21 protein-coding genes are annotated in these 17,201 nt (G+C 61.8%); 18 read left to right on the plus strand and 3 right to left on the minus strand.

Translation table 11 applies throughout. From position 1 onward, the window contains the following. The first annotated feature begins 165 nt into the window (after positions 1-165). The 8 genes from JWZ97_RS00320 to JWZ97_RS00355 all read left to right on the plus strand — a co-directional run bounded on the left by JWZ97_RS00320 (position 166) and on the right by JWZ97_RS00355 (position 6,412). A complete protein-coding gene (locus JWZ97_RS00320) occupies positions 166-399 on the plus strand; it encodes an exodeoxyribonuclease VII small subunit (protein ID WP_205432501.1) in 234 nt (77 codons plus the stop codon). After that, positions 389-1,291, plus strand: a complete 903-nt coding sequence (ispA, locus tag JWZ97_RS00325) for a (2E,6E)-farnesyl diphosphate synthase (RefSeq protein ID WP_205432503.1) — start codon at positions 389-391, stop codon at positions 1,289-1,291. Before JWZ97_RS00320 ends, ispA begins: the two co-directional genes overlap by 11 nt. A gap of 135 nt (positions 1,292-1,426) precedes the next feature. Next, positions 1,427-3,331, plus strand: coding sequence for a 1-deoxy-D-xylulose-5-phosphate synthase (gene dxs / locus JWZ97_RS00330; protein ID WP_205432505.1), 1,905 nt, complete (start codon positions 1,427-1,429; stop codon positions 3,329-3,331). Continuing rightward, entirely contained in the window at positions 3,331-3,846 is a 516-nt protein-coding gene (locus JWZ97_RS00335; protein ID WP_205432506.1) for an adenine phosphoribosyltransferase, read from the plus strand. Before dxs ends, JWZ97_RS00335 begins: the two co-directional genes overlap by 1 nt. A 55-nt stretch (positions 3,847-3,901) precedes the next feature. Next, complete coding sequence (locus JWZ97_RS00340) at positions 3,902-4,666, plus strand: flagellar brake protein (RefSeq protein ID WP_205432508.1); 765 nt, start codon at positions 3,902-3,904, stop codon at positions 4,664-4,666. Then, positions 4,663-5,310 (plus strand): hypothetical protein, encoded by a 648-nt coding sequence (locus tag JWZ97_RS00345; protein ID WP_205432510.1) that lies wholly within the window; start codon positions 4,663-4,665, stop codon positions 5,308-5,310. Before JWZ97_RS00340 ends, JWZ97_RS00345 begins: the two co-directional genes overlap by 4 nt. A gap of 311 nt (positions 5,311-5,621) precedes the next feature. Beyond that, positions 5,622-5,912, plus strand: coding sequence for a cupin domain-containing protein (locus tag JWZ97_RS00350; protein ID WP_205432512.1), 291 nt, complete (start codon positions 5,622-5,624; stop codon positions 5,910-5,912). A 170-nt stretch (positions 5,913-6,082) separates the two neighbouring features. Continuing rightward, entirely contained in the window at positions 6,083-6,412 is a 330-nt protein-coding gene (locus JWZ97_RS00355) for a TfoX/Sxy family protein (protein WP_205432514.1), read from the plus strand. Here JWZ97_RS00355 and ubiA read toward each other — a convergent pair. Further along, complete coding sequence (ubiA, locus tag JWZ97_RS00360) at positions 6,397-7,284, minus strand: 4-hydroxybenzoate octaprenyltransferase (RefSeq protein ID WP_371822548.1); 888 nt, start codon at positions 7,282-7,284, stop codon at positions 6,397-6,399. The two genes, JWZ97_RS00355 and ubiA, sit on opposite strands and share 16 nt — an antisense overlap. A gap of 2 nt (positions 7,285-7,286) precedes the next feature. Beyond that, entirely contained in the window at positions 7,287-7,901 is a 615-nt protein-coding gene (locus JWZ97_RS00365) for a chorismate lyase (RefSeq protein ID WP_205432515.1), read from the minus strand. A gap of 150 nt (positions 7,902-8,051) precedes the next feature. On the opposite strand from JWZ97_RS00365, the gene JWZ97_RS00370 reads away from it, so the two are divergent. From JWZ97_RS00370 to JWZ97_RS00395, 6 genes are all read left to right on the plus strand, one after another. Continuing rightward, on the plus strand, positions 8,052-8,666 hold the full coding sequence (locus tag JWZ97_RS00370; protein ID WP_205432517.1) for a MotA/TolQ/ExbB proton channel family protein: 615 nt from the start codon (positions 8,052-8,054) through the stop codon (positions 8,664-8,666). 4 nt (positions 8,667-8,670) lie between these two features. After that, on the plus strand, positions 8,671-9,102 hold the full coding sequence (locus JWZ97_RS00375) for a biopolymer transporter ExbD (protein ID WP_205432519.1): 432 nt from the start codon (positions 8,671-8,673) through the stop codon (positions 9,100-9,102). Further along, positions 9,099-10,109: a tetraacyldisaccharide 4'-kinase gene (gene lpxK / locus JWZ97_RS00380; RefSeq protein WP_205432521.1), complete on the plus strand. Its 1,011-nt coding sequence runs from the start codon at positions 9,099-9,101 to the stop codon at positions 10,107-10,109. Before JWZ97_RS00375 ends, lpxK begins: the two co-directional genes overlap by 4 nt. Beyond that, entirely contained in the window at positions 10,090-10,302 is a 213-nt protein-coding gene (locus JWZ97_RS00385; protein ID WP_205432523.1) for a Trm112 family protein, read from the plus strand. Before lpxK ends, JWZ97_RS00385 begins: the two co-directional genes overlap by 20 nt. Further along, entirely contained in the window at positions 10,299-11,066 is a 768-nt protein-coding gene (kdsB, locus tag JWZ97_RS00390; protein ID WP_205432525.1) for a 3-deoxy-manno-octulosonate cytidylyltransferase, read from the plus strand. The genes JWZ97_RS00385 and kdsB overlap by 4 nt, the downstream gene beginning before the upstream one ends. A 346-nt stretch (positions 11,067-11,412) precedes the next feature. Then, entirely contained in the window at positions 11,413-12,333 is a 921-nt protein-coding gene (locus JWZ97_RS00395; RefSeq protein WP_205432527.1) for a LamG-like jellyroll fold domain-containing protein, read from the plus strand. Between the two features lie 464 nt (positions 12,334-12,797). On the opposite strand, the gene JWZ97_RS00400 is transcribed toward JWZ97_RS00395, so the two are convergent. After that, entirely contained in the window at positions 12,798-13,877 is a 1,080-nt protein-coding gene (locus JWZ97_RS00400) for a PA0069 family radical SAM protein (RefSeq protein ID WP_205432528.1), read from the minus strand. 481 nt (positions 13,878-14,358) lie between these two features. Here JWZ97_RS00400 and rplU point away from each other — a divergent pair, with 481 nt between their 5' ends. The 4 genes from rplU to proB all read left to right on the plus strand — a co-directional run bounded on the left by rplU (position 14,359) and on the right by proB (position 17,173). Continuing rightward, entirely contained in the window at positions 14,359-14,670 is a 312-nt protein-coding gene (gene rplU, locus JWZ97_RS00405) for a 50S ribosomal protein L21 (protein ID WP_205432529.1), read from the plus strand. A gap of 15 nt (positions 14,671-14,685) precedes the next feature. Continuing rightward, positions 14,686-14,946 (plus strand): 50S ribosomal protein L27, encoded by a 261-nt coding sequence (gene rpmA, locus JWZ97_RS00410; protein ID WP_205432530.1) that lies wholly within the window; start codon positions 14,686-14,688, stop codon positions 14,944-14,946. 81 nt (positions 14,947-15,027) lie between these two features. Next, the gene (gene cgtA, locus JWZ97_RS00415; RefSeq protein WP_205432531.1) at positions 15,028-16,062 is read left to right on the plus strand and encodes an Obg family GTPase CgtA; all 1,035 of its coding nucleotides are present in this window, start codon (positions 15,028-15,030) and stop codon (positions 16,060-16,062) included. Further along, positions 16,046-17,173: a glutamate 5-kinase gene (gene proB, locus JWZ97_RS00420; protein WP_205432532.1), complete on the plus strand. Its 1,128-nt coding sequence runs from the start codon at positions 16,046-16,048 to the stop codon at positions 17,171-17,173. Before cgtA ends, proB begins: the two co-directional genes overlap by 17 nt. Positions 17,174-17,201: the final 28 nt, after the last annotated feature.

The following is a 17,201-nucleotide window of genomic DNA, read 5'->3' on the forward strand; positions in this document are numbered from 1 at the left end:
CGTCTGCTGCTGAATTTGACACTGGCCCTGCTCGCGCCGGAGCCTCTGCCGCCTAACCGGTGTATGCCCGGTACGCTCGCTCAGTGGGAATACGGGATAGGGGGCTTTTTCATAAAGCGGGCCAAGTTATGGGATAATAGCCGGCCGTTGAACCCGGCCGCCGTCATGGTCAAGAAAGTTCCCCGTTTCGAAGAATCCCTTGCCGAGCTCGAACAATTGGTCGAGCGGATGGAGCAGGGCAATCTGCCGCTGGAAGAATCGCTCAAGCTGTTCGAGCGCGGCGTGCAGTTGTCCCGCGCGTGCCAGAGCGCGCTCAAGGATGCCGAACAGAAGGTGCAGATACTCCTGGAACAGAACGGCGAGCCGGTACTCAAGCCCTTCACCACCGATGAATCCTGAAATGACCCTGACCGATTTCATGCAGTCTTGCCAGGCCCGAGCCGAATCCGCTCTGGACGCACGCCTGCCGCTCGCCACCAAGTTACCGGAGCGCCTGCATCAAGCCATGCGTTATTCCACCCTGGGCGGCGGCAAGCGCTTGCGGCCCCTGCTCACCTACGCCACCGGCCATGCCCTGGGCGTGGCGCCGGAGGTCCTGGACGGCCCCGCCTGCGCGATGGAATTCATCCACGTGTATTCGCTGATCCACGATGACTTGCCGGCCATGGACGACGACGACCTGCGGCGCGGCAAGCCGACCTGCCACAAGGCCTACGACGAGGCGACCGCCATCCTCGCAGGCGACGGCTTGCAGACGCTGGCCTTCCAGGTTCTGGCGACCGATCCGACGATCTCCGTGCCGGCGGCGAGCCGATTGGCGATGATAGAAACCCTGGCGCTGGCGTCGGGTTCCTGCGGCATGGTGGGCGGCCAGGCCATAGACCTGGAGTCGGTCGGGCGCGAGCTCGATCTGCCGGGCCTGGAAGCCATGCACATCCGCAAGACCGGCGCGCTGATACGTGCCAGCGTCAGGCTGGCGGCTTTAGCCTCGCCCGATCTGCCGACGGAAACCGCGGAAAAGCTCGATCATTACGCCAAGTGCATAGGTCTGGCCTTCCAGATCCAGGACGACATCCTGGACGAGGAAAGCGACACCCAGACCCTGGGCAAGACCCAGGGCAAGGACCGCGACAACAACAAGCCGACCTACCCGGCCCTGCTGGGCCTGGCGGGCGCCAAGCAGAAGGCCGAAGAGTTGCACGAAGATGCATTGGCCAGCCTCGCCGGTTTCGACGAGCGGGCGGACTATCTGCGCCAGCTATCCGCTTTCATCGTCCAGCGGCGGAGCTGAGCAACGGCGGGGCATCCAGCCCCTCCGGTTGAATCGCCCCCCCCGGCGCTTCATAATCGACCGAAATTTCTTATCGGAATGATCGGCTTTTGCGGACTTGCAGAAGCCGTCCCCCAGCCCCGGAATGCGTAATCCATGAGTGAATCGACCACGACCCTACTGAACGGTATCAACAGCCCAGCGGACCTGCGCCAACTCAGCGAAGAGCAGTTGCCGCAAGTGGCCGAGGAGCTGAGGGCCTTTCTGCTCGACAGCGTCAGTCAGTCGGGCGGGCATCTGTCGGCCGGCCTGGGAACGGTGGAGCTGACCATCGCCCTGCATTACGTGTTCAACACGCCGGAAGACCGCCTGGTGTGGGACGTGGGCCATCAGGCTTACCCGCACAAGATCCTGACGGGTCGGCGCGACCGCATGACCACCATACGCAAGAAGGACGGCGTCTCGGCATTTCCCACCCGCGAGGAAAGCCCTTACGACACCTTTGGCGTGGGCCATTCCAGCACCTCGATCAGCGCGGCGCTCGGCATGGCCATCGCCTCGGCCCTGGATCACAGCGACCGTCATGCGGTCGCCATCATCGGCGACGGCGGCATGACCGGCGGCATGGCCTTCGAGGCGCTGAACCACGCCGGCGTGCTGGATGCCAATCTGCTGGTCATCCTCAACGACAACGAGATGTCGATCTCGCCCAACGTCGGCGCGCTCAACAACTATCTGGCCAAGATACTTTCCAGCAAGTTCTATTCGAGCGTGCGCGAGGGCAGCAAGCATCTGCTTAGTCGCAGCATGCCCAGCGTGTGGGAGCTGGCGCGGCGCGCCGAGGAGCATGTCAAGGGCATGGTGGCGCCGGGCACCCTGTTCGAGGAACTGGGCTTCAATTACATCGGCCCCATCGATGGCCACGACCTCGATGTCCTGGTCACCACCCTGCGCAATCTGCGCGATCTGCCGCCGGGGCCGCGCTTCCTGCACGTGGTCACCAAGAAAGGCAAGGGCTATCTGCCGGCCGAGCTCGACCCGGTGGCCTATCACGGCGTCGGCACCTTCGACCTGAGCAAGGACCATCTGCCCAAGGCCAAGCCCAGCACGCCGAGCTATACGGAAGTGTTCGGCCGCTGGCTGTGCGATGCGGCGGCCAAGGAACCCAAGCTCCTGGGCATCACGCCCGCCATGCGCGAAGGTTCGGGGCTGTTGGAGTTTTCCGAGCGTTTCCCGGACCGCTATTTCGACGTGGGCATCGCCGAGCAGCATGCCGTCACGCTGGCGGCCGGCCAGGCTTGCGAGGGCTATCACCCGGTCGTGGCCATCTATTCCACCTTTTTGCAGCGCGCTTACGACCAGTTGATCCACGACGTCGTATTGCAGAATCTGCCGGTGCTGTTCGCCCTGGATCGCGCCGGTCTGGTCGGCCCGGACGGTCCGACCCATGCCGGCAGCTTCGACTTCAGCTACATGCGCTGCCTGCCCAACCTGGTCGTCATGGCGCCGGCCGACGAAAACGAATGCCGGCAGATGCTGTATACCGGCTTCAAATATCCGGGGCCGGCCTCGGTCCGCTATCCGCGCGGCAAGGGACCCGGAGTGACGCCCGTCGCGGAGTTCACGCAATTGCCCATCGGCAAGGCAGAGATCAAGCGCCACGGCAAGGGTGTGGCCCTGCTTGCATTCGGCAGCATGGTGGCACCGGCCCTGACCGTCGGTGAGGAATTGGGCGCGACCGTGGTCAACATGCGTTTCGTCAAGCCGCTGGACGAAACCCTGGTGGCGGAATTGGCCGCTACCCACGACGTACTGGTGACGGTCGAGGAAAACGTCATACCGGGCGGTGCCGGCGCGGCGGTCAACGAATACCTGATCCGGCAGGGCGTTTTGCTGCCCATCCTCAACCTGGGCCTGCCCGACCGCTTCGTGGAGCAGGGCAGCCGCGAGGAGTGCCTGGCCGCCTGCGGGCTGGACGTCGCCGGCATCCGCGCGTCCGTACAGGGTTTTCTCGCGCGGCAAAACCCGGCTCACCCGGCCAAGGCCCGGAGCAAGCACTGATGGAGAGGTTGAAGGCGAAAATCCGCGACATCCCGGACTTTCCCCGGCCGGGCATACTGTTCAAGGACATCACGCCGCTGGTGCAGGATCCGGCGGCCTTGCGCCTGGCCGTGCACCAGCTCCTGCATCCCTTTCTTGGGCAGAACATCACTGCGGTCGCCGGCATGGAGGCGCGCGGTTTCATCTTCGGCTCGCTGGTGGCCTGGGAGCTGGGCGTCGGTTTCGTGCCCCTGCGCAAGCCCGGCAAGCTCCCCTATGACGTCCAGAGCGTGGCCTACGATCTGGAATACGGCTCCGCAGCGCTGGAAGTGCATATCGATGCGCTGGGGCCGGGCGACCGCGTGCTGCTGATCGACGATCTGCTGGCCACCGGCGGCACCGCCAAGGCCAGCTGCGAGCTGATCGAAGGACTGGGCGCGGAAATCGTCGCCTGTGCCTTCGTGGTCGAACTGGATTTCCTGGCCGGCCGCGACAAGCTGGCTCCGCGACCGGTCCACGCATTGCTGCATTTCTGAGCAAGCATGCGCGCGAGCGGGCAGTTCCCAGGCCTAGTGCAGGCAGGCTAAGCGTATGCCGGACTCCCATCCGTCTGCCCAGTCAGGGGTTTACACGCTCACCGATCGGAGTGCGGTCCTCGACAAGCTGCGCCTTCTGGAAAGGCGGCAAGTGCTGCTGACCGCCACTTGTGCGGGCGACGGTTCCGGGGTGCTTGTCAGCCTCGTGCGTATATTGCCGGAGCGCGGCCTGTTGGCGCTGGATGCCGGGACCGAGCGCCCGACCATAGAGCGTATGTTGCAGGCCGAGCCTCTCGTCCTCGACGGCTTACTGGACGGAATCCAGGCCCACTTTGAAGTCCGGGGTATACGCGAAGCCACGCTGGACGGTCAGGATCTCCTGGCCGCGCCTATCCCCGAATCCCTGTTCTGGCTGCAAAGGCGCAATTTCTTCCGGGCGTTCATACCCTACGGTACGGAGGTCAAATGCCGGGTCACCCTGCCGGACGGTGAGATCCACGATTTCGACGTCGTCAATTTGAGCATACGCGGCATCGCGTTGGTCGATAAGACCGGCCGCTTGCGTTACTGGGGACGCCCCGGTCAGGTTTTCGAAGATTGCAGGCTGGATTTTCCGGGCTTCGAGAGCGAGCGGCTGGATCTGGAAATACGCGGCAAGCTCGAAACCTCCGATCAGGATGCCCGCCAGCCCACGGTGCGAGTGGGCTTCTCCTTCCGCAAAGTTGGTCCAGCCCTGGAGGCCAAGATCCAACGTCTGTTGCACGACCTCGAAACCCGCGCACGCAAGGAGCGCGTCCATCTCGATTTTCGCGGCTCATGAGCGGTTTACTCAAGTTCGTTTTTGGCCCGCTGTTGCCGGCCTGCGTAGTCCTGTGCCTGGTTGCCCTGCCCGTGCTAGCCGTCGAGCCCGAAGTGGGCGACGAAAACATCGGGGTGGAAACCGATAACGGCGACGCGGAGGCCGAGCCGCGCAATTACGAAGAACGCGTGCGGCAGATGCAGGAGTGGTTGCATCACCGCCGGGTGGAGCGTGAGAGCGGATGGGCGCAGGACGTCGTATCGGCGCCGTCTCCATCGGATGAAGACGAAGACGAGAGTGAAGACGGCGACGAAGAGGACGGATCCGACAGCCCTACGGATTATTTCTCCGGACAGGGCCTGGACGAACGCGGGTTCCGCCGCCTCGAAGGCAATCTGCGCGTGCGTATCCGCGGCCTGCAGGGCGAACCCGCCCACGTCATCAGTCTGGGCAGGCATTCCACTCGGCGGGGCAAGAAGGGCAGGGTGATCGAACTCAAGGCCGGCCCAACCGTTGGTCATGAGAAAACCCATGCTCGCGCAGCCCGGGCGAATAAGCCCGTTGCAAATGGACGGGCCAAACACGACGTCCCCGCCGCGTCTCCTAAGCCGGCGACGAAGCCGCAAAGCTCCAAGAAAAACGGTGCAAAAACCAAACGACGCTAGGATGGGTCGAGCATAGCGAAACCTATCGCCTTATTTTCCCGTGGGATCGAAACCGGCATCTGGTTGCCTGCGTCATGACCCGGTGAAACATGCTGATGTGACGGGCGCCGCGGACGGGCCTCATTCTTTCTTCGACGGGTATGTCGAGTAAGGGATTTATCCGGCAAACCGGGCGACGACGAATTTCATCGACCTGCCGGAACTCGGCGAATGATGGGTTTCGCTACGCTTGACCCATCCTGCGGGACTGGTTCCCCGACAGGCAACGATGTTAGGATTTTTTATTTATGAATTGGGTAGCGAGTAAAGACATGAGCAAACTCACGATAGAACACAATCCCAGCGAAGAGCGTCTGAAAGAACTCGGCGTGGCCGGTTGGGAAATTTGGGAAAAGGAAATCTCCAAGTTTCCGATCGATTTTGACGAAACCGAGACGGCCTATGTGCTGGAAGGCGAGATCATCGTGACGCCCGCCGGTGGCGAACCCGTGCGTATCGTCCCGGGCGACCTGGTCTCGTTTCACGCGGGCTTGGACAGTCAATGGGAAGTGGTCAAACCTTTGCGCAAGCACTATAGCTACGATTATCCGAACGGCGTCTGATCACCGGCGCAAAAGGGCATCTTAGGATGCCTTTTTTGTGCCCGGCATACGGGTGGCGAGACCACCGCACGGCGCGGGAAAACCGGAATGTCTCTATCGGCTCAAGACGTCTCGCGCAAAATCTCGTCGACGCTTGAAGATGTTCTCGCTCCACGTCTTGAGGCTGGTCCATGACCGACCCTGAGTCGATCAGCGACCTGAAGAGCCTCGGGCCAAAATCCCAAGAGATGCTCGCCCGTGCGGGCATCCGCTCGGTCGAGCAACTGCGCAAACTGGGCTCGGTGTCTGCGTATGTGTTGGCGAGGCGGGCCAACCCTAAGGCAAGCCTCAATCTCCTCTGGGCATTGGAATCTGCGCTGTCGGGCGAGCCCTGGCAGGAGGTGGCCCGCACTCACCGCAGCAGCTTGTTGCTTGCCCTCGAGGAGCGCGAGAGGGACGGCGCGCCGCCTGAATTCGGCGTCGCCGACGACGGCAATGTCCGCGTTCAGGCCGCCAGATAATGAAGCGCCAGCCCCGCGAACACCGCCGCGCCGAACCAGTGGTTGTTGAGGAAGGCTTGGAAACAGCCTGAGCGTTCGCGATTCCGGATCAGATATTGCTGATAGATGGAGAATCCGGCGGCGGCGACTAATCCGAGATAGTAATAATGGCTCAGGCCCAGATAGCGGCCTATGCCGGCCAATATCATCCACATGATCAGTTGCAGTAATCCGAGAATAAGCCGGTCGTGGCGGCCGAACAGGATGGCGGTGGATTTGACGCCGATTTTCAGATCGTCTTCCCGGTCGACCATGGCGTACATGGTGTCGTAGATCAGCGCCCAGATGATGGTGGCGAGATACAGCGCCCAGGCCACGCCGGGCACGGTGCCGGTCTGCGCGGCGAAACTCATCGGCACGGCCCAGCCGAATGCCAGGCCCAGGTAGGCCTGCGGCAAATGGGTGTAGCGCTTCATGAAGGGATAGGACGACGCCAGCAAGGCGCCGACCACGGACATGGCAATGGTCAGCCAGTTCAACAGCAAAACCAGGGCGAAGGCCGTCAGGCCCAGGGCCGCGAACAGTTTCAAGGCTTCGCCGGGGGACACCAGCCCGGCGGCGATGGGACGCAGCTTGGTGCGTTCCACGTGCGGGTCGAAATCCCGGTCGGCGTAGTCGTTGATGACGCAGCCGGCCGCCCGCGTCAGCAGCACCCCTAAGACGATGACGGCGAGCACCAGCGGGTCGGGCCATCCGTGTCCGGCGATCCACAAGGCCCACAGCGCGGGCCACAGTAACAGCAGGATGCCTATGGGTTTGTCGAAGCGGGTCAGCCGCCAGTAATGGCCCAGACGGATGCGCAATGCGGGTGTCAGCAAGATGTCGGTGAGCATGATCAAGTGGGGGTGATCAGGGCAGGAAGGAAAAATTCGCAAACCAGGATTTGTCCGCTGGCGACGGCGTAAACGGAACGCCGCCCCCAGATTTCGCCTTGCGGAGCCAGCTCGCCCAGGCAGTCAGGGCGCCAATGGGACGGTTCGATGCGGCTCACTTCCAGGCTCAAGCGCGCCAGCCTGGGGTAGGCGAACAACAGTTCTCCCAGGGGACGGTTGCCCAGATGGGCTAGCCGGCATTGCATGCCGCGCAAGGCCTCGCGCGGGATGATGGACCGTGCGGCCACGAGCGCTTGTCCGCGATCCTGCAGCAGAACTTCGCGCACCAGGGTGTGGCGTTGCCAGGCCAGTCCCAGGATGCGGATCTCGTCGGGATAGGGCTTGTTCCAGCGCTGTCCCAGGACTTTCACGCCGAAACCGCCGCCGTAAATCCGGCGCAATCTTGCGGTGAGAGAACCGGATTCCTCGATCCAGGAGCCGGCCGCGGTCGGGGCATAGGCGTGCTTCAGGACGTGTGCGGGCACCCACTGGGGTTCTCGCTGAAACAACAAGCTGCGGATGGGCAAGGCTGAGGGCGTGAGGTTGTAGGGATGGGAGGGAAGTCCGTATGCCTTCATGATACCAGCAGAGCGCTTGCGCGCGCCTGTCGTTCCACAGTCGATGCGGGAGGAGGGGGCTGTTCCGGCTCCGTGATGGCGCGCTTTAGCCCGCCGAAACGGCGCTTGGGTTAAAATGCCCGTTCGCGTTGTCAGTGTCAGGAGTGCAGAGTGCTAGAAATCATCAAGGCCGGCGGTTGGATGATGTGGCCCATCATCGCGTGTTCCATCGTCGCATTGGCCATCATCGGCGAGCGATTCTGGACGCTGCGGCCCAGCCGGATCATGCCGCCGGAATTGGCGGCGCATGTCTGGAACCTGCACCGCAAGGGGCAGCTCGATAGCGCCAACATCCGCCAGCTACGCCTGGGGTCGCCTTTGGGCGCCATACTTGCCGCCGGGCTGGCCAATCACCGGCACGGCCGGGAAATCATGAAGGAAAGCCTGGAGCAGGCCGGCCGCGCGGTCGTGCACGAACTCGGACGCTATCTCACGACACTCGGCACCATCGCCGCCATCTCGCCCTATCTGGGCCTGCTGGGCAGCGTGTTGGGCATGATCAAGGTGTTTTCCACTTTTTCCGCCGAACAGGGCATCGGCAACCCCGCGCATCTGGCCGGCGGCATCTCGGAAATCCTGGTCGCCACCGCCTCCGGCCTGGCCATCGCCATACCCAGCCTGATGTTCCATCGTTACTTCAATGCCCGTATCGAGGACTTCACCGTGCGCATGGAAGAAGAGGCCGTGCGCCTGGTGGAAATCCTGCACGGCGAGCGCGAGGATTGAGGCCATGAACTTTCGCCCGCGCCGCGAGGACAAGCCCGAGCTGAATCTGATCCCGATGATAGACGTGCTCATCGTGCTGCTGATCTTCCTGGTGCTGACCACCACATTCAGCCGCGAAGCCAGCCTGCACATCAGTCTGCCGGAGGCCAGCGCGCAAGCTTCGGCCGAGGAGAAGGGCGTGGATATCGTTATCGACGCCGCCGGTCGCTACATCATCAACCGTCACCAGCTCATCAACAACGAGCCGGACACGGTCAAGAAAGCCTTGCAGGAGGCGGCGGGCGAGGACAAGGACCCGCTCATCGTCATCAGCGCCGACCAGAAAACTCCGCACCAGGCCGTGATGACCGCCCTGGATGCCGCCAGCCAGCTCGGCTACGTGCACATTACCTTCGCCGCCAAGACCGCTCCGGGTGAAGCGGCCGAGAAACCGTGAAACTCCCGCTCGAACGCTATGCCCAAAAGCTTTGGTACGACCGGGAACGACCGGCCGCCTGGCTGAAACCCTTCGCCGGCCTGTTCGGCCGGGCCGTGGCCCTGCGCCGGCTGGCGTATTCGCAAGGCTGGAAAACCGCGGACCGGCTGCCGGTGCCGGTCGTCGTGGTCGGCAATCTGACCGTCGGCGGCGTCGGCAAGACCCCGCTGGTCATCTGGCTGGCCGAATTTCTCGCCCGTGTGGGCTACAAGCCGGGCGTCATCAGCCGCGGGTACGGCGGTTTGCCTCTGAACGAGCCCTGCCGGGTCGATGCCGACAGCCTGCCGCGCTACTTCGGCGACGAGCCGGTGTTGATCGCCCGGCGCACCGGCGTACCGGTCTACGTCTTTCGGCAGCGGGCGGAGGCTGGCCGGCGTTTGCTGGCGGAGACCGATTGCGACTTGCTGATCGCCGATGACGGCCTGCAGCATTACGCCCTGGCCCGCGATGTGGAAATCGCCGTGGTCGACGGCGAACGACGCTTCGGCAACGGCGCCCTGCTGCCGGCCGGTCCGCTGCGCGAGCCGGCCGAGCGGCTGGACGAGGCGGATTTGGTCGTCGCCCGCGGCCGACCGCAGGCGGGCGAATACGAAATGAAGCTGGCCGGCGGCGAGGCGGTGAACCTGCTAGACCCGACGCTGCGCAAACTCTTGACCGAGTTTGTCGGTGTGCCGGTGCATGCGGTCGCCGGTATCGGCCATCCCGGCCGGTTCTTCGACGATTTGCGCCGGGCCGGGCTGACCGTGGAAGGGCATGTTTATCCCGATCATCACGCCTATGAGGCGGCCGACATCGATTTCGGCGACGAAAGTCCGGTGCTGATGACCGAAAAAGACGCCGTCAAATGTCCAGGACTGGCCGGCGAGCACCATTGGGTCGTGCCGGTTTCGGCCGAGCTGCCGGCGGAATTCGGCGAAAAACTCTTACAACTATTACAGGTGAAACGCGATGGACGGAAAACTGCTTGAAATACTCGTATGCCCGGTGTGCAAGGGCGATCTCATCTACCACAAGGAAGCCCAGGAACTGATCTGCAAGGCCGACCGTCTGGCCTATCCGATCCGCGACGACATCCCCGTCATGCTGGAAAACGAGGCGCGCCGCATCGATCTGGAAGAATACGATGCCCTGTCCCGGCATAGCTCCCCCGTCGCCGAGTGATGGCCGGCTACAAGATCGTCATTCCGGCACGGCACGGTTCCAGCCGTCTGCCGGGCAAGCCGCTGCTGGACATCGCCGGTCGGCCCATGATCGTTCACGTCTGCGAACGCGCACTGGAAGCGGGCGCCGGCGAGGTGGTGGTCGCCACGGATGACCCGCGCATCGTCGAGGCCGTGGTGGAACTGCCGGTGCGCGCCCAGCTCACCCATCCCCACCATAACAACGGCGCCGAACGCATCGCCGAGGTGGCCGAGATCCTGGGCTGGGACGATGACACGCTGATCGTCAACCTGCAGGGCGACGAACCCCTGGTGCAGCCGGCGCTGATCGGCCGTCTGGCGGAAGCCCTGGCCGGGCAGACTCGAGCCAAGGTTGCCACCCTCGCCGCGCCCATCGAACATCGAGCCGAGGCTTTCAACGCCAACGCCGTCAAGGTCGTTACCGACCGCGAAGGCTACGCGCTGTATTTCAGCCGAGCGCCCATACCCTGGCATAGAGCCAGCTTCGCCGACGGCGATGCCGCCCACCTGCCGGCTCATTTCCCCTGGCTGCGCCACATCGGCATCTACGCCTATACCGCGGGCTTTCTCCGCCGCTACGTTAGCTGGCCACCCTCCGACCTGGAAAACATCGAGGCGCTGGAACAGCTGCGCATCCTCTGGCAAGGCGAGCGCATCCTGGTCCTACCCGTCGAGCAGGCTCCGGAAGCGGGAGTGGATACCGAAGAGGATCTGGCGCGGGTGAGGGCGCGGCTGGGACATTGACAGCAATGTGTATGGGCTCGTTACAGTGGCGCTGGCTTAGGTCGGCACTTACCAACTGACTATTCGTATGAGACTTGTCAGAAATCGCGTGTATCCCGTCAAATTGGACAAGCCTGTGAGAGGTGGGGTCTTAAAAATGTCAGGAAATTTTACATACGATCTTCTTGTATCGATATTTGATGAGTAAAGCCAAGTGCTTTCAATAAGATAAGGAATTTGGCACTAAGTCTGCTTGCGCACTAGGTCGATTCGCTCTTTACGTGTAAAGCTTAGCTATTTACATCTGCCGATAATAAGCGAATACATCAAGTGAGTTACCACGATCTCGACTTAGTGAGGTGAGGCGATGAGCAATGATTTGATAAATGGTGGAAATTCCGCATCCTTGTTAAGGAGGAGTATTTGCTCGATTGCTACCATTTTACTCTCAGTATTAGGGGGGCTCGCACCCTCTATCAGGGCAGACGCGGATACTCTGCATTACTGGCGGTTCGAAATCGCCCCTGGATTCACGGCAGACTCTGCGGGTTTTTCCGCACTCGTTGGTGGTGGCACACAAACCGCCGTTCCGGCGTCGGGGCCGGGTTCGGCGTTTCCTCATTATTTCTCAGTTCCAGGGGGCGGACCCAATACCTCTGCCGCCGCTTTCCACGGCAGCGAGGCTTTGAGCACAACCATCGCTCCGATTACCTCGAACTTTACCGTGGAGGCTTTCGTTCATCTCAACTCGGCTGAAGGGCCGTTTGGAAAATGCATCGTTTGCAGCACGACCAATTCGGCGTCTATTGCGGAAACTTCATTCGCTCTTGAAGTTCGTTTGGACCAAGTATACGGTTCACAGATTGGAGAACTCGTTTTGGCAACAAGTGATGGCGCCTCACTTGCTTTTGTGAATTCTGGCTTCGTTTTGGGCACCGGCACAGATTATTACGTTGCTTCTGCGTTTGACCTAAGCGGAAACGCCTCTTTTTGGGTGCAAGATTTGACCAATGGCGGTGTCTTGCAAAGTACCAGCAAAGCCCATGGTGCAACTTCGTTGAATTCGATTGCATCATTGGCGATCGGCGGTGATGGCGCAGGTGCAAAATTTGGTTTCGAATTGGATGGGCTGATTGATGAAGTTAGGCTTTCCAATACTGTGTTAGACGAGAGTCAATTGCTGATTAACAATACTACACCAGTGCCTTTGCCTTCTGCTATTTGGTTTTTAGTCACTGGGATTGCGAGTATGCTCGGGTGTATGCGCCGCACTCGAAATAAGATGTAATTTATAGGTTATAGCGCGCGTGGTGTGAGTTTGTCGGACATTGGATTAATAATGAGTGCGTAATCTTCCAAAAATATATTGGGCCAGTCTGGAAGCAATCCGCGCGTGGTGGGAAAATGCGCTCCATTGTCACGCCCAATGCCGAGCAAAAGACCGGTGTGGTTTCTTTATTAGGATTCGCATCTGCCGGGCCGAAACTGAATACGGTTTCTAGTCCGTTCGGTTGATCGCATGCCGATCGGGATTTGCCAATTTTGGGTGTCTGTCATCACTGTGTCGGACGACCTCCCGCTTAAGGCGCAATTATCGATAACCGTATTGCGCTGTTATGGATGCCTTATTCGGTGTGAATACGCGATAAAACCGCTCGCACCCGATGCGGGTTTGGTGGGTTACGGTGCGGATAAAGGGCGAGTCAGTCGACAAACAACTCGGTATGCGCACCTAGCCCACCCTGCGGTATTTCAAAAATCGAAGCTCATCTGCCGGCCGTTGTTTCTCAAATCCGGTTTTAGAAACAAATCGGTCCGCAGGGAGCTGCCTTTCCGGTTCAGCCCCAACCGTCTGATCGCGAGGCGGAAGCGCTGGGCGATGAGGTCGGCGTAGGCGCCGGACCCGGTCATGCGCTGGTGGAAGGTGGCGTCGTAGGACTTGCCGTCCCGGCTTTGCTGGACGAGGCTCAGCACGTGGTCGGCCTTGAGGGGATAGTGGTGGCGCAGCCATTCCTCGAACAGGCCTGCGACCTCGTGGGGCAGGCGCAGCAGCACATAGCCGGCGCTTCGTGCGCCGGCGGCATGGGCCGCTTCCAAAATGGCTTCCAGTTCGTGGTCGTTCAACGCCGGAATGAGGGGAGCCGCGTTCACGCCGGTCGGTATGCCGGCTCGATTCAGTTTCTCCAGGGTTTCCAGTCGTCTTTGCGGGGCCGCGGCGCGCGGTTCCATCGTTCTCGCCAGCTTGCGGTCCAGTGTGGTGATGGAGAGGTAAACCTTGGCCAGCCCCTGTTCCGCCATGGGCGCCAACAGGTCGATGTCGCGCTCAACCAAGGCCGACTTGGTGACCAGGGTCACCGGATGGCGGCTCTCCGCCAGCACTTCCAGGATTTGTCGCGTGATCCGGTGGCTGCGCTCCAGTGGCTGGTAAGCGTCGGTATTGACGCCCAGGGCGATGGGCGCACAGTGGTAGGACGGTTTGCCCAGTTCCTTGCGGAGCAATTCGACGGCATTCGGCTTGGCCAGGATCCGGCTTTCAAAATCCAGCCCGGCGGAATAGCCCAGATAGGTATGCGACGGCCGGGCGTAACAATAGATGCAGCCGTGTTCGCAGCCGCGGTAGGGATTGATCGAACGGTCGAACGGTATGTCGGGGGAGTCGTTGTAGGTAATGACCGAGCGACTGCTGTCGACCAGGACTTCGGTGGCGAGCGGCTCCAGTTCCGCATCCAGGCCGCCCCAGCCGTCGTCGATTGCCTCGCGGTCGAGTTTCTCGAAGCGGCCCACGGCATTGCTGACGCTGCCCCGGCCCTTGTAAGCGAGCGGCTTTTTCACGGCATCGTCTATGCCGGCTTATGGCGTTGCAACGGCGCCAAGGCGAGCTAGGGAGCATAGCCCGGCGAACCCGCTGGCCGGCTTTGTGGTCGACGGCCTGGGTAGACTATGGAAGCGGTGTTTGAGGTCGACTATCGTCGGCATGCGGCTCTTCAAGTGGGCGGGACTGGACGTTCAACGGTCGTATAAGTTAACCAGCGGGGTGAGCCGATTTCAACGGCATCGCTCGGAGAGCGCAAACCACTCAGGATAAGCCGCTAGGCATGATGTGTTTCGGTCCCGCCGGGTGAGCCCGTGGCAATCGCGCAAAGCCGGACCATGAGTCTGGGAGCGCTGCAGGGGGGCGGCTGTCGCCGCCCCGGCTTCCCGTCTCTCTATATGAAGCCCAACATCACAGCAACTCCACAGGTTGACTTTACCCCGCCGTATAAAGAGAATACCGGGTTTCTATAAAGAACTATCCTTCGTGGAGCCTTCCAACATGTATGCTGTAATTCAAACGGGCGGTAAGCAATACCGCGTCAAGCAGGGCGAAACCTTGAAGGTGGAGACGCTGAATGCCGAAGCCGGCCAGCAGGTCGAGTTCGACCAGGTATTGCTGATCCAGTCCGATTCCGGCATCACGGTCGGCAAGCCCTACGTCGAAGGCGGCAAGGTCACCGCCACCGTCAAGAGCCACGGTCGCCACAAAAAGGTTCACATCATCAAGTTCAGACGCCGCAAGCACTACATGAGAAGGGCAGGGCATCGTCAGAACTATACCGAAGTCCAGATCACCGGCATCTCCGGTTAATCGAGGAAGATACTCATGGCACATAAGAAAGCAGGCGGCAGTTCCCGCAACGGCCGCGATTCCGAGTCCAAACGCCTTGGCGTGAAGCGCTTCGGCGGTCAGGTGGTCGCTGCCGGCAACATCATCGTGCGTCAGCGCGGAACCCAGTTCCATCCTGGCGACAACGTCGGCATCGGCAAGGATCACACCTTGTTCGCGACGGCCGAAGGGCGGGTTTTGTTCCATGTGAAGGGACCGCAGAAGCGCAAATACGTCAGTATCGTTCCCACGGCCTGAGCCGCGGCGCGCCTCTTCATTCTTACACGCACGAAACAGGAAGCCTCGTCCTTGACGGGGCTTTTTTGTCTTTAAAGATCCATGAAATTCGTAGATGAAACGGTAATCCGCGTCGAGGCGGGAAACGGCGGCAACGGCAGCGTTAGCTTTCGCCGGGAGAAATACATCCCCTTCGGTGGACCCGATGGCGGCGACGGCGGCGACGGCGGCAGCGTCATCCTGGTGGCGTCGAACAATCTCAACACCTTGGTCGACTTCCGCTATAACCCGACTCACCGGGCCGAGCACGGCAAGAAAGGCTCGGGTGCCAACTGTACCGGCAGGAAAGGCGACGACAAGCTGATCCGGGTGCCTACCGGCACGCTGGTGTTCGACGCCGAGACCGACGAGCTGCTGGGTGACTTGACCGAGCCCGAGCAAACCCTGCTGGTCGCCCAGGGCGGTTGGCACGGCATCGGCAACGCACGCTTCAAGAGCAGCACCAATCGCGCGCCGATGAAGGCGACGCCGGGCACGCCGGGCGAGCACCGCTTGCTTCGGCTGGAACTCAAGCTGATCGCCGACGTCGGCCTGCTGGGCATGCCCAATGCCGGCAAATCCAGCCTCATACGCAAGGTTTCGTCCGCCAGGCCCAAGGTCGCCGATTATCCTTTCACCACCCTGCATCCGAATCTGGGCGTGGTCCGCGTGGACGAGGAACGCAGCTTCGTCATGGCCGACGTTCCGGGATTGATCGAAGGCGCGGCGGAAGGAGCCGGCTTGGGGATACAGTTCCTCAAGCATCTGGCGCGCACCCGCTTGCTGTTGCATTTGATCGATGTCATGCCTTACGAAGGCGAGGAATCGCCCGTGGAGGTCGCGCGCAAGATCGTCGCCGAACTGGAGAAGCGCGGGGAAGGTTTGGCCGAGAAGCCTCGCTGGCTGGTTCTGAACAAGGTTGACCGCTTGCCGGAAGAGGAGACCGACCAGCATTGCGCCGAAATCGTCGCCGCGCTGGAGTGGGACGGCCCGGTGTTCCGAATCTCCGCCTTGCGCGGCGACGGCGTGCGCGAACTGACTTACGGCATCATGAACTTCCTGGAACAGGAAGCGGCGCGTCATGCAGCAGAGGAGTGAGTTTGGCGCCGCGCGGCGCATCATCGTCAAGATCGGCAGTGCCTTGCTGACCGGCGGCGGCCGCGGTCTGGACAAGGAGGCCATCACTTCCTGGGTGGCTCAGATGGCCGGCTTGTGTCGCGAGGATCGCGAGGTGGTCCTGGTCTCGTCGGGTTCGGTCGCCGAAGGCATGGCGCGGCTGGGCTGGAAGAGCCGTCCCAAGGCTTTGCACGAACTGCAGGCCGCCGCGTCGGTGGGGCAGATGGGATTGGTGCGCACCTACGAAACCTTGTTCCAGGAGCATGGCCTGAATACCGCGCAAATCCTGCTGACCCACGACGATTTGTCGGACCGCCACCGTTATCTCAACTCGCGCAGCACCTTGCTGACCTTGCTGGAGCTGGGCGTGGTGCCCGTCATCAACGAAAACGACACGGTCGCCACCGACGAAATCCGCTTCGGCGACAACGATACCCTGGCGGCGCTGGTGGCGAACTCGCTGGAAGCCGATCTGCTGGTCATACTGACCGACCAGAGTGGTTTGTTCGACTGCGATCCTTCGCTGAATCCCGATGCCAAACTGGTCGAGCAGGCCAGCATCAACGACCCGTCCCTCGGCGAGATGGTGGGGGAGAGCCGCAGCGGTCTCGGTCGCGGGGGCATGGTCACCAAGCTTCGGGCGGCGCGTCTCGCGGCGCGTTCGGGCACGGCGACGGTGATCGCCGGCGGCCGCGAGCCGGACGTGCTGACCCGGCTGGTTCGTGGCGAAGCGCTGGGCACCTTCCTGGTGCCCGACACCGATCCTCTGATCGCCCGCAAGCGGTGGCTGGCGGGTCAATTGAAGCTGAAGGGCAGCTTGACGCTGGACCAGGGGGCCGCGAAGGTGTTGCAGGAATCGGGCAGGAGTCTGCTGCCCATAGGCGTTTCCGCCGTGGCGGGCGAGTTCCGGCGCGGCGATCTGGTGGCTTGCCGCAACGAATCGGGCCGAGAAATCGCCCGTGGCCTGGTCAATTACGGCGCGGACGAGACGCGCCTCATCATGCGGCAGCCGAGCGGCCGTATCGAGGAATTACTGGGCTATGTCGACGAACCGGAGTTGATCCACAGGGACAACCTGGTTCTGACGGAGTAGCGGGGCTGGCGGAGAGGCCGCGGAGCGC

Source organism: Methylococcus sp. EFPC2, from assembly GCF_016925495.1.
Classification (GTDB): Bacteria; Pseudomonadota; Gammaproteobacteria; order Methylococcales; family Methylococcaceae; genus EFPC2.

What these genes read in the sequence shown, in the direction of transcription:
- JWZ97_RS00320 (WP_205432501.1), top strand. Translation starts at nt 166, where the DNA reads ATGGTCAAGAAAGTTCCCCGTTTCGAAGAATCCCTTGCCGAGCTCGAA.
- ispA (WP_205432503.1), top strand. Translation starts at nt 389, where the DNA reads ATGAATCCTGAAATGACCCTGACCGATTTCATGCAGTCTTGCCAGGCC.
- dxs (WP_205432505.1), top strand. Translation starts at nt 1,427, where the DNA reads ATGAGTGAATCGACCACGACCCTACTGAACGGTATCAACAGCCCAGCG.
- JWZ97_RS00335 (WP_205432506.1), top strand. Translation starts at nt 3,331, where the DNA reads ATGGAGAGGTTGAAGGCGAAAATCCGCGACATCCCGGACTTTCCCCGG.
- JWZ97_RS00340 (WP_205432508.1), top strand. Translation starts at nt 3,902, where the DNA reads ATGCCGGACTCCCATCCGTCTGCCCAGTCAGGGGTTTACACGCTCACC.
- JWZ97_RS00345 (WP_205432510.1), top strand. Translation starts at nt 4,663, where the DNA reads ATGAGCGGTTTACTCAAGTTCGTTTTTGGCCCGCTGTTGCCGGCCTGC.
- JWZ97_RS00350 (WP_205432512.1), top strand. Translation starts at nt 5,622, where the DNA reads ATGAGCAAACTCACGATAGAACACAATCCCAGCGAAGAGCGTCTGAAA.
- JWZ97_RS00355 (WP_205432514.1), top strand. Translation starts at nt 6,083, where the DNA reads ATGACCGACCCTGAGTCGATCAGCGACCTGAAGAGCCTCGGGCCAAAA.
- ubiA (WP_371822548.1), bottom strand. Translation starts at nt 7,284, where the DNA reads ATGCTCACCGACATCTTGCTGACACCCGCATTGCGCATCCGTCTGGGC.
- JWZ97_RS00365 (WP_205432515.1), bottom strand. Translation starts at nt 7,901, where the DNA reads ATGAAGGCATACGGACTTCCCTCCCATCCCTACAACCTCACGCCCTCA.
- JWZ97_RS00375 (WP_205432519.1), top strand. Translation starts at nt 8,671, where the DNA reads ATGAACTTTCGCCCGCGCCGCGAGGACAAGCCCGAGCTGAATCTGATC.
- JWZ97_RS00385 (WP_205432523.1), top strand. Translation starts at nt 10,090, where the DNA reads ATGGACGGAAAACTGCTTGAAATACTCGTATGCCCGGTGTGCAAGGGC.
- JWZ97_RS00395 (WP_205432527.1), top strand. Translation starts at nt 11,413, where the DNA reads ATGAGCAATGATTTGATAAATGGTGGAAATTCCGCATCCTTGTTAAGG.
- rplU (WP_205432529.1), top strand. Translation starts at nt 14,359, where the DNA reads ATGTATGCTGTAATTCAAACGGGCGGTAAGCAATACCGCGTCAAGCAG.
- rpmA (WP_205432530.1), top strand. Translation starts at nt 14,686, where the DNA reads ATGGCACATAAGAAAGCAGGCGGCAGTTCCCGCAACGGCCGCGATTCC.
- cgtA (WP_205432531.1), top strand. Translation starts at nt 15,028, where the DNA reads ATGAAATTCGTAGATGAAACGGTAATCCGCGTCGAGGCGGGAAACGGC.
- proB (WP_205432532.1), top strand. Translation starts at nt 16,046, where the DNA reads ATGCAGCAGAGGAGTGAGTTTGGCGCCGCGCGGCGCATCATCGTCAAG.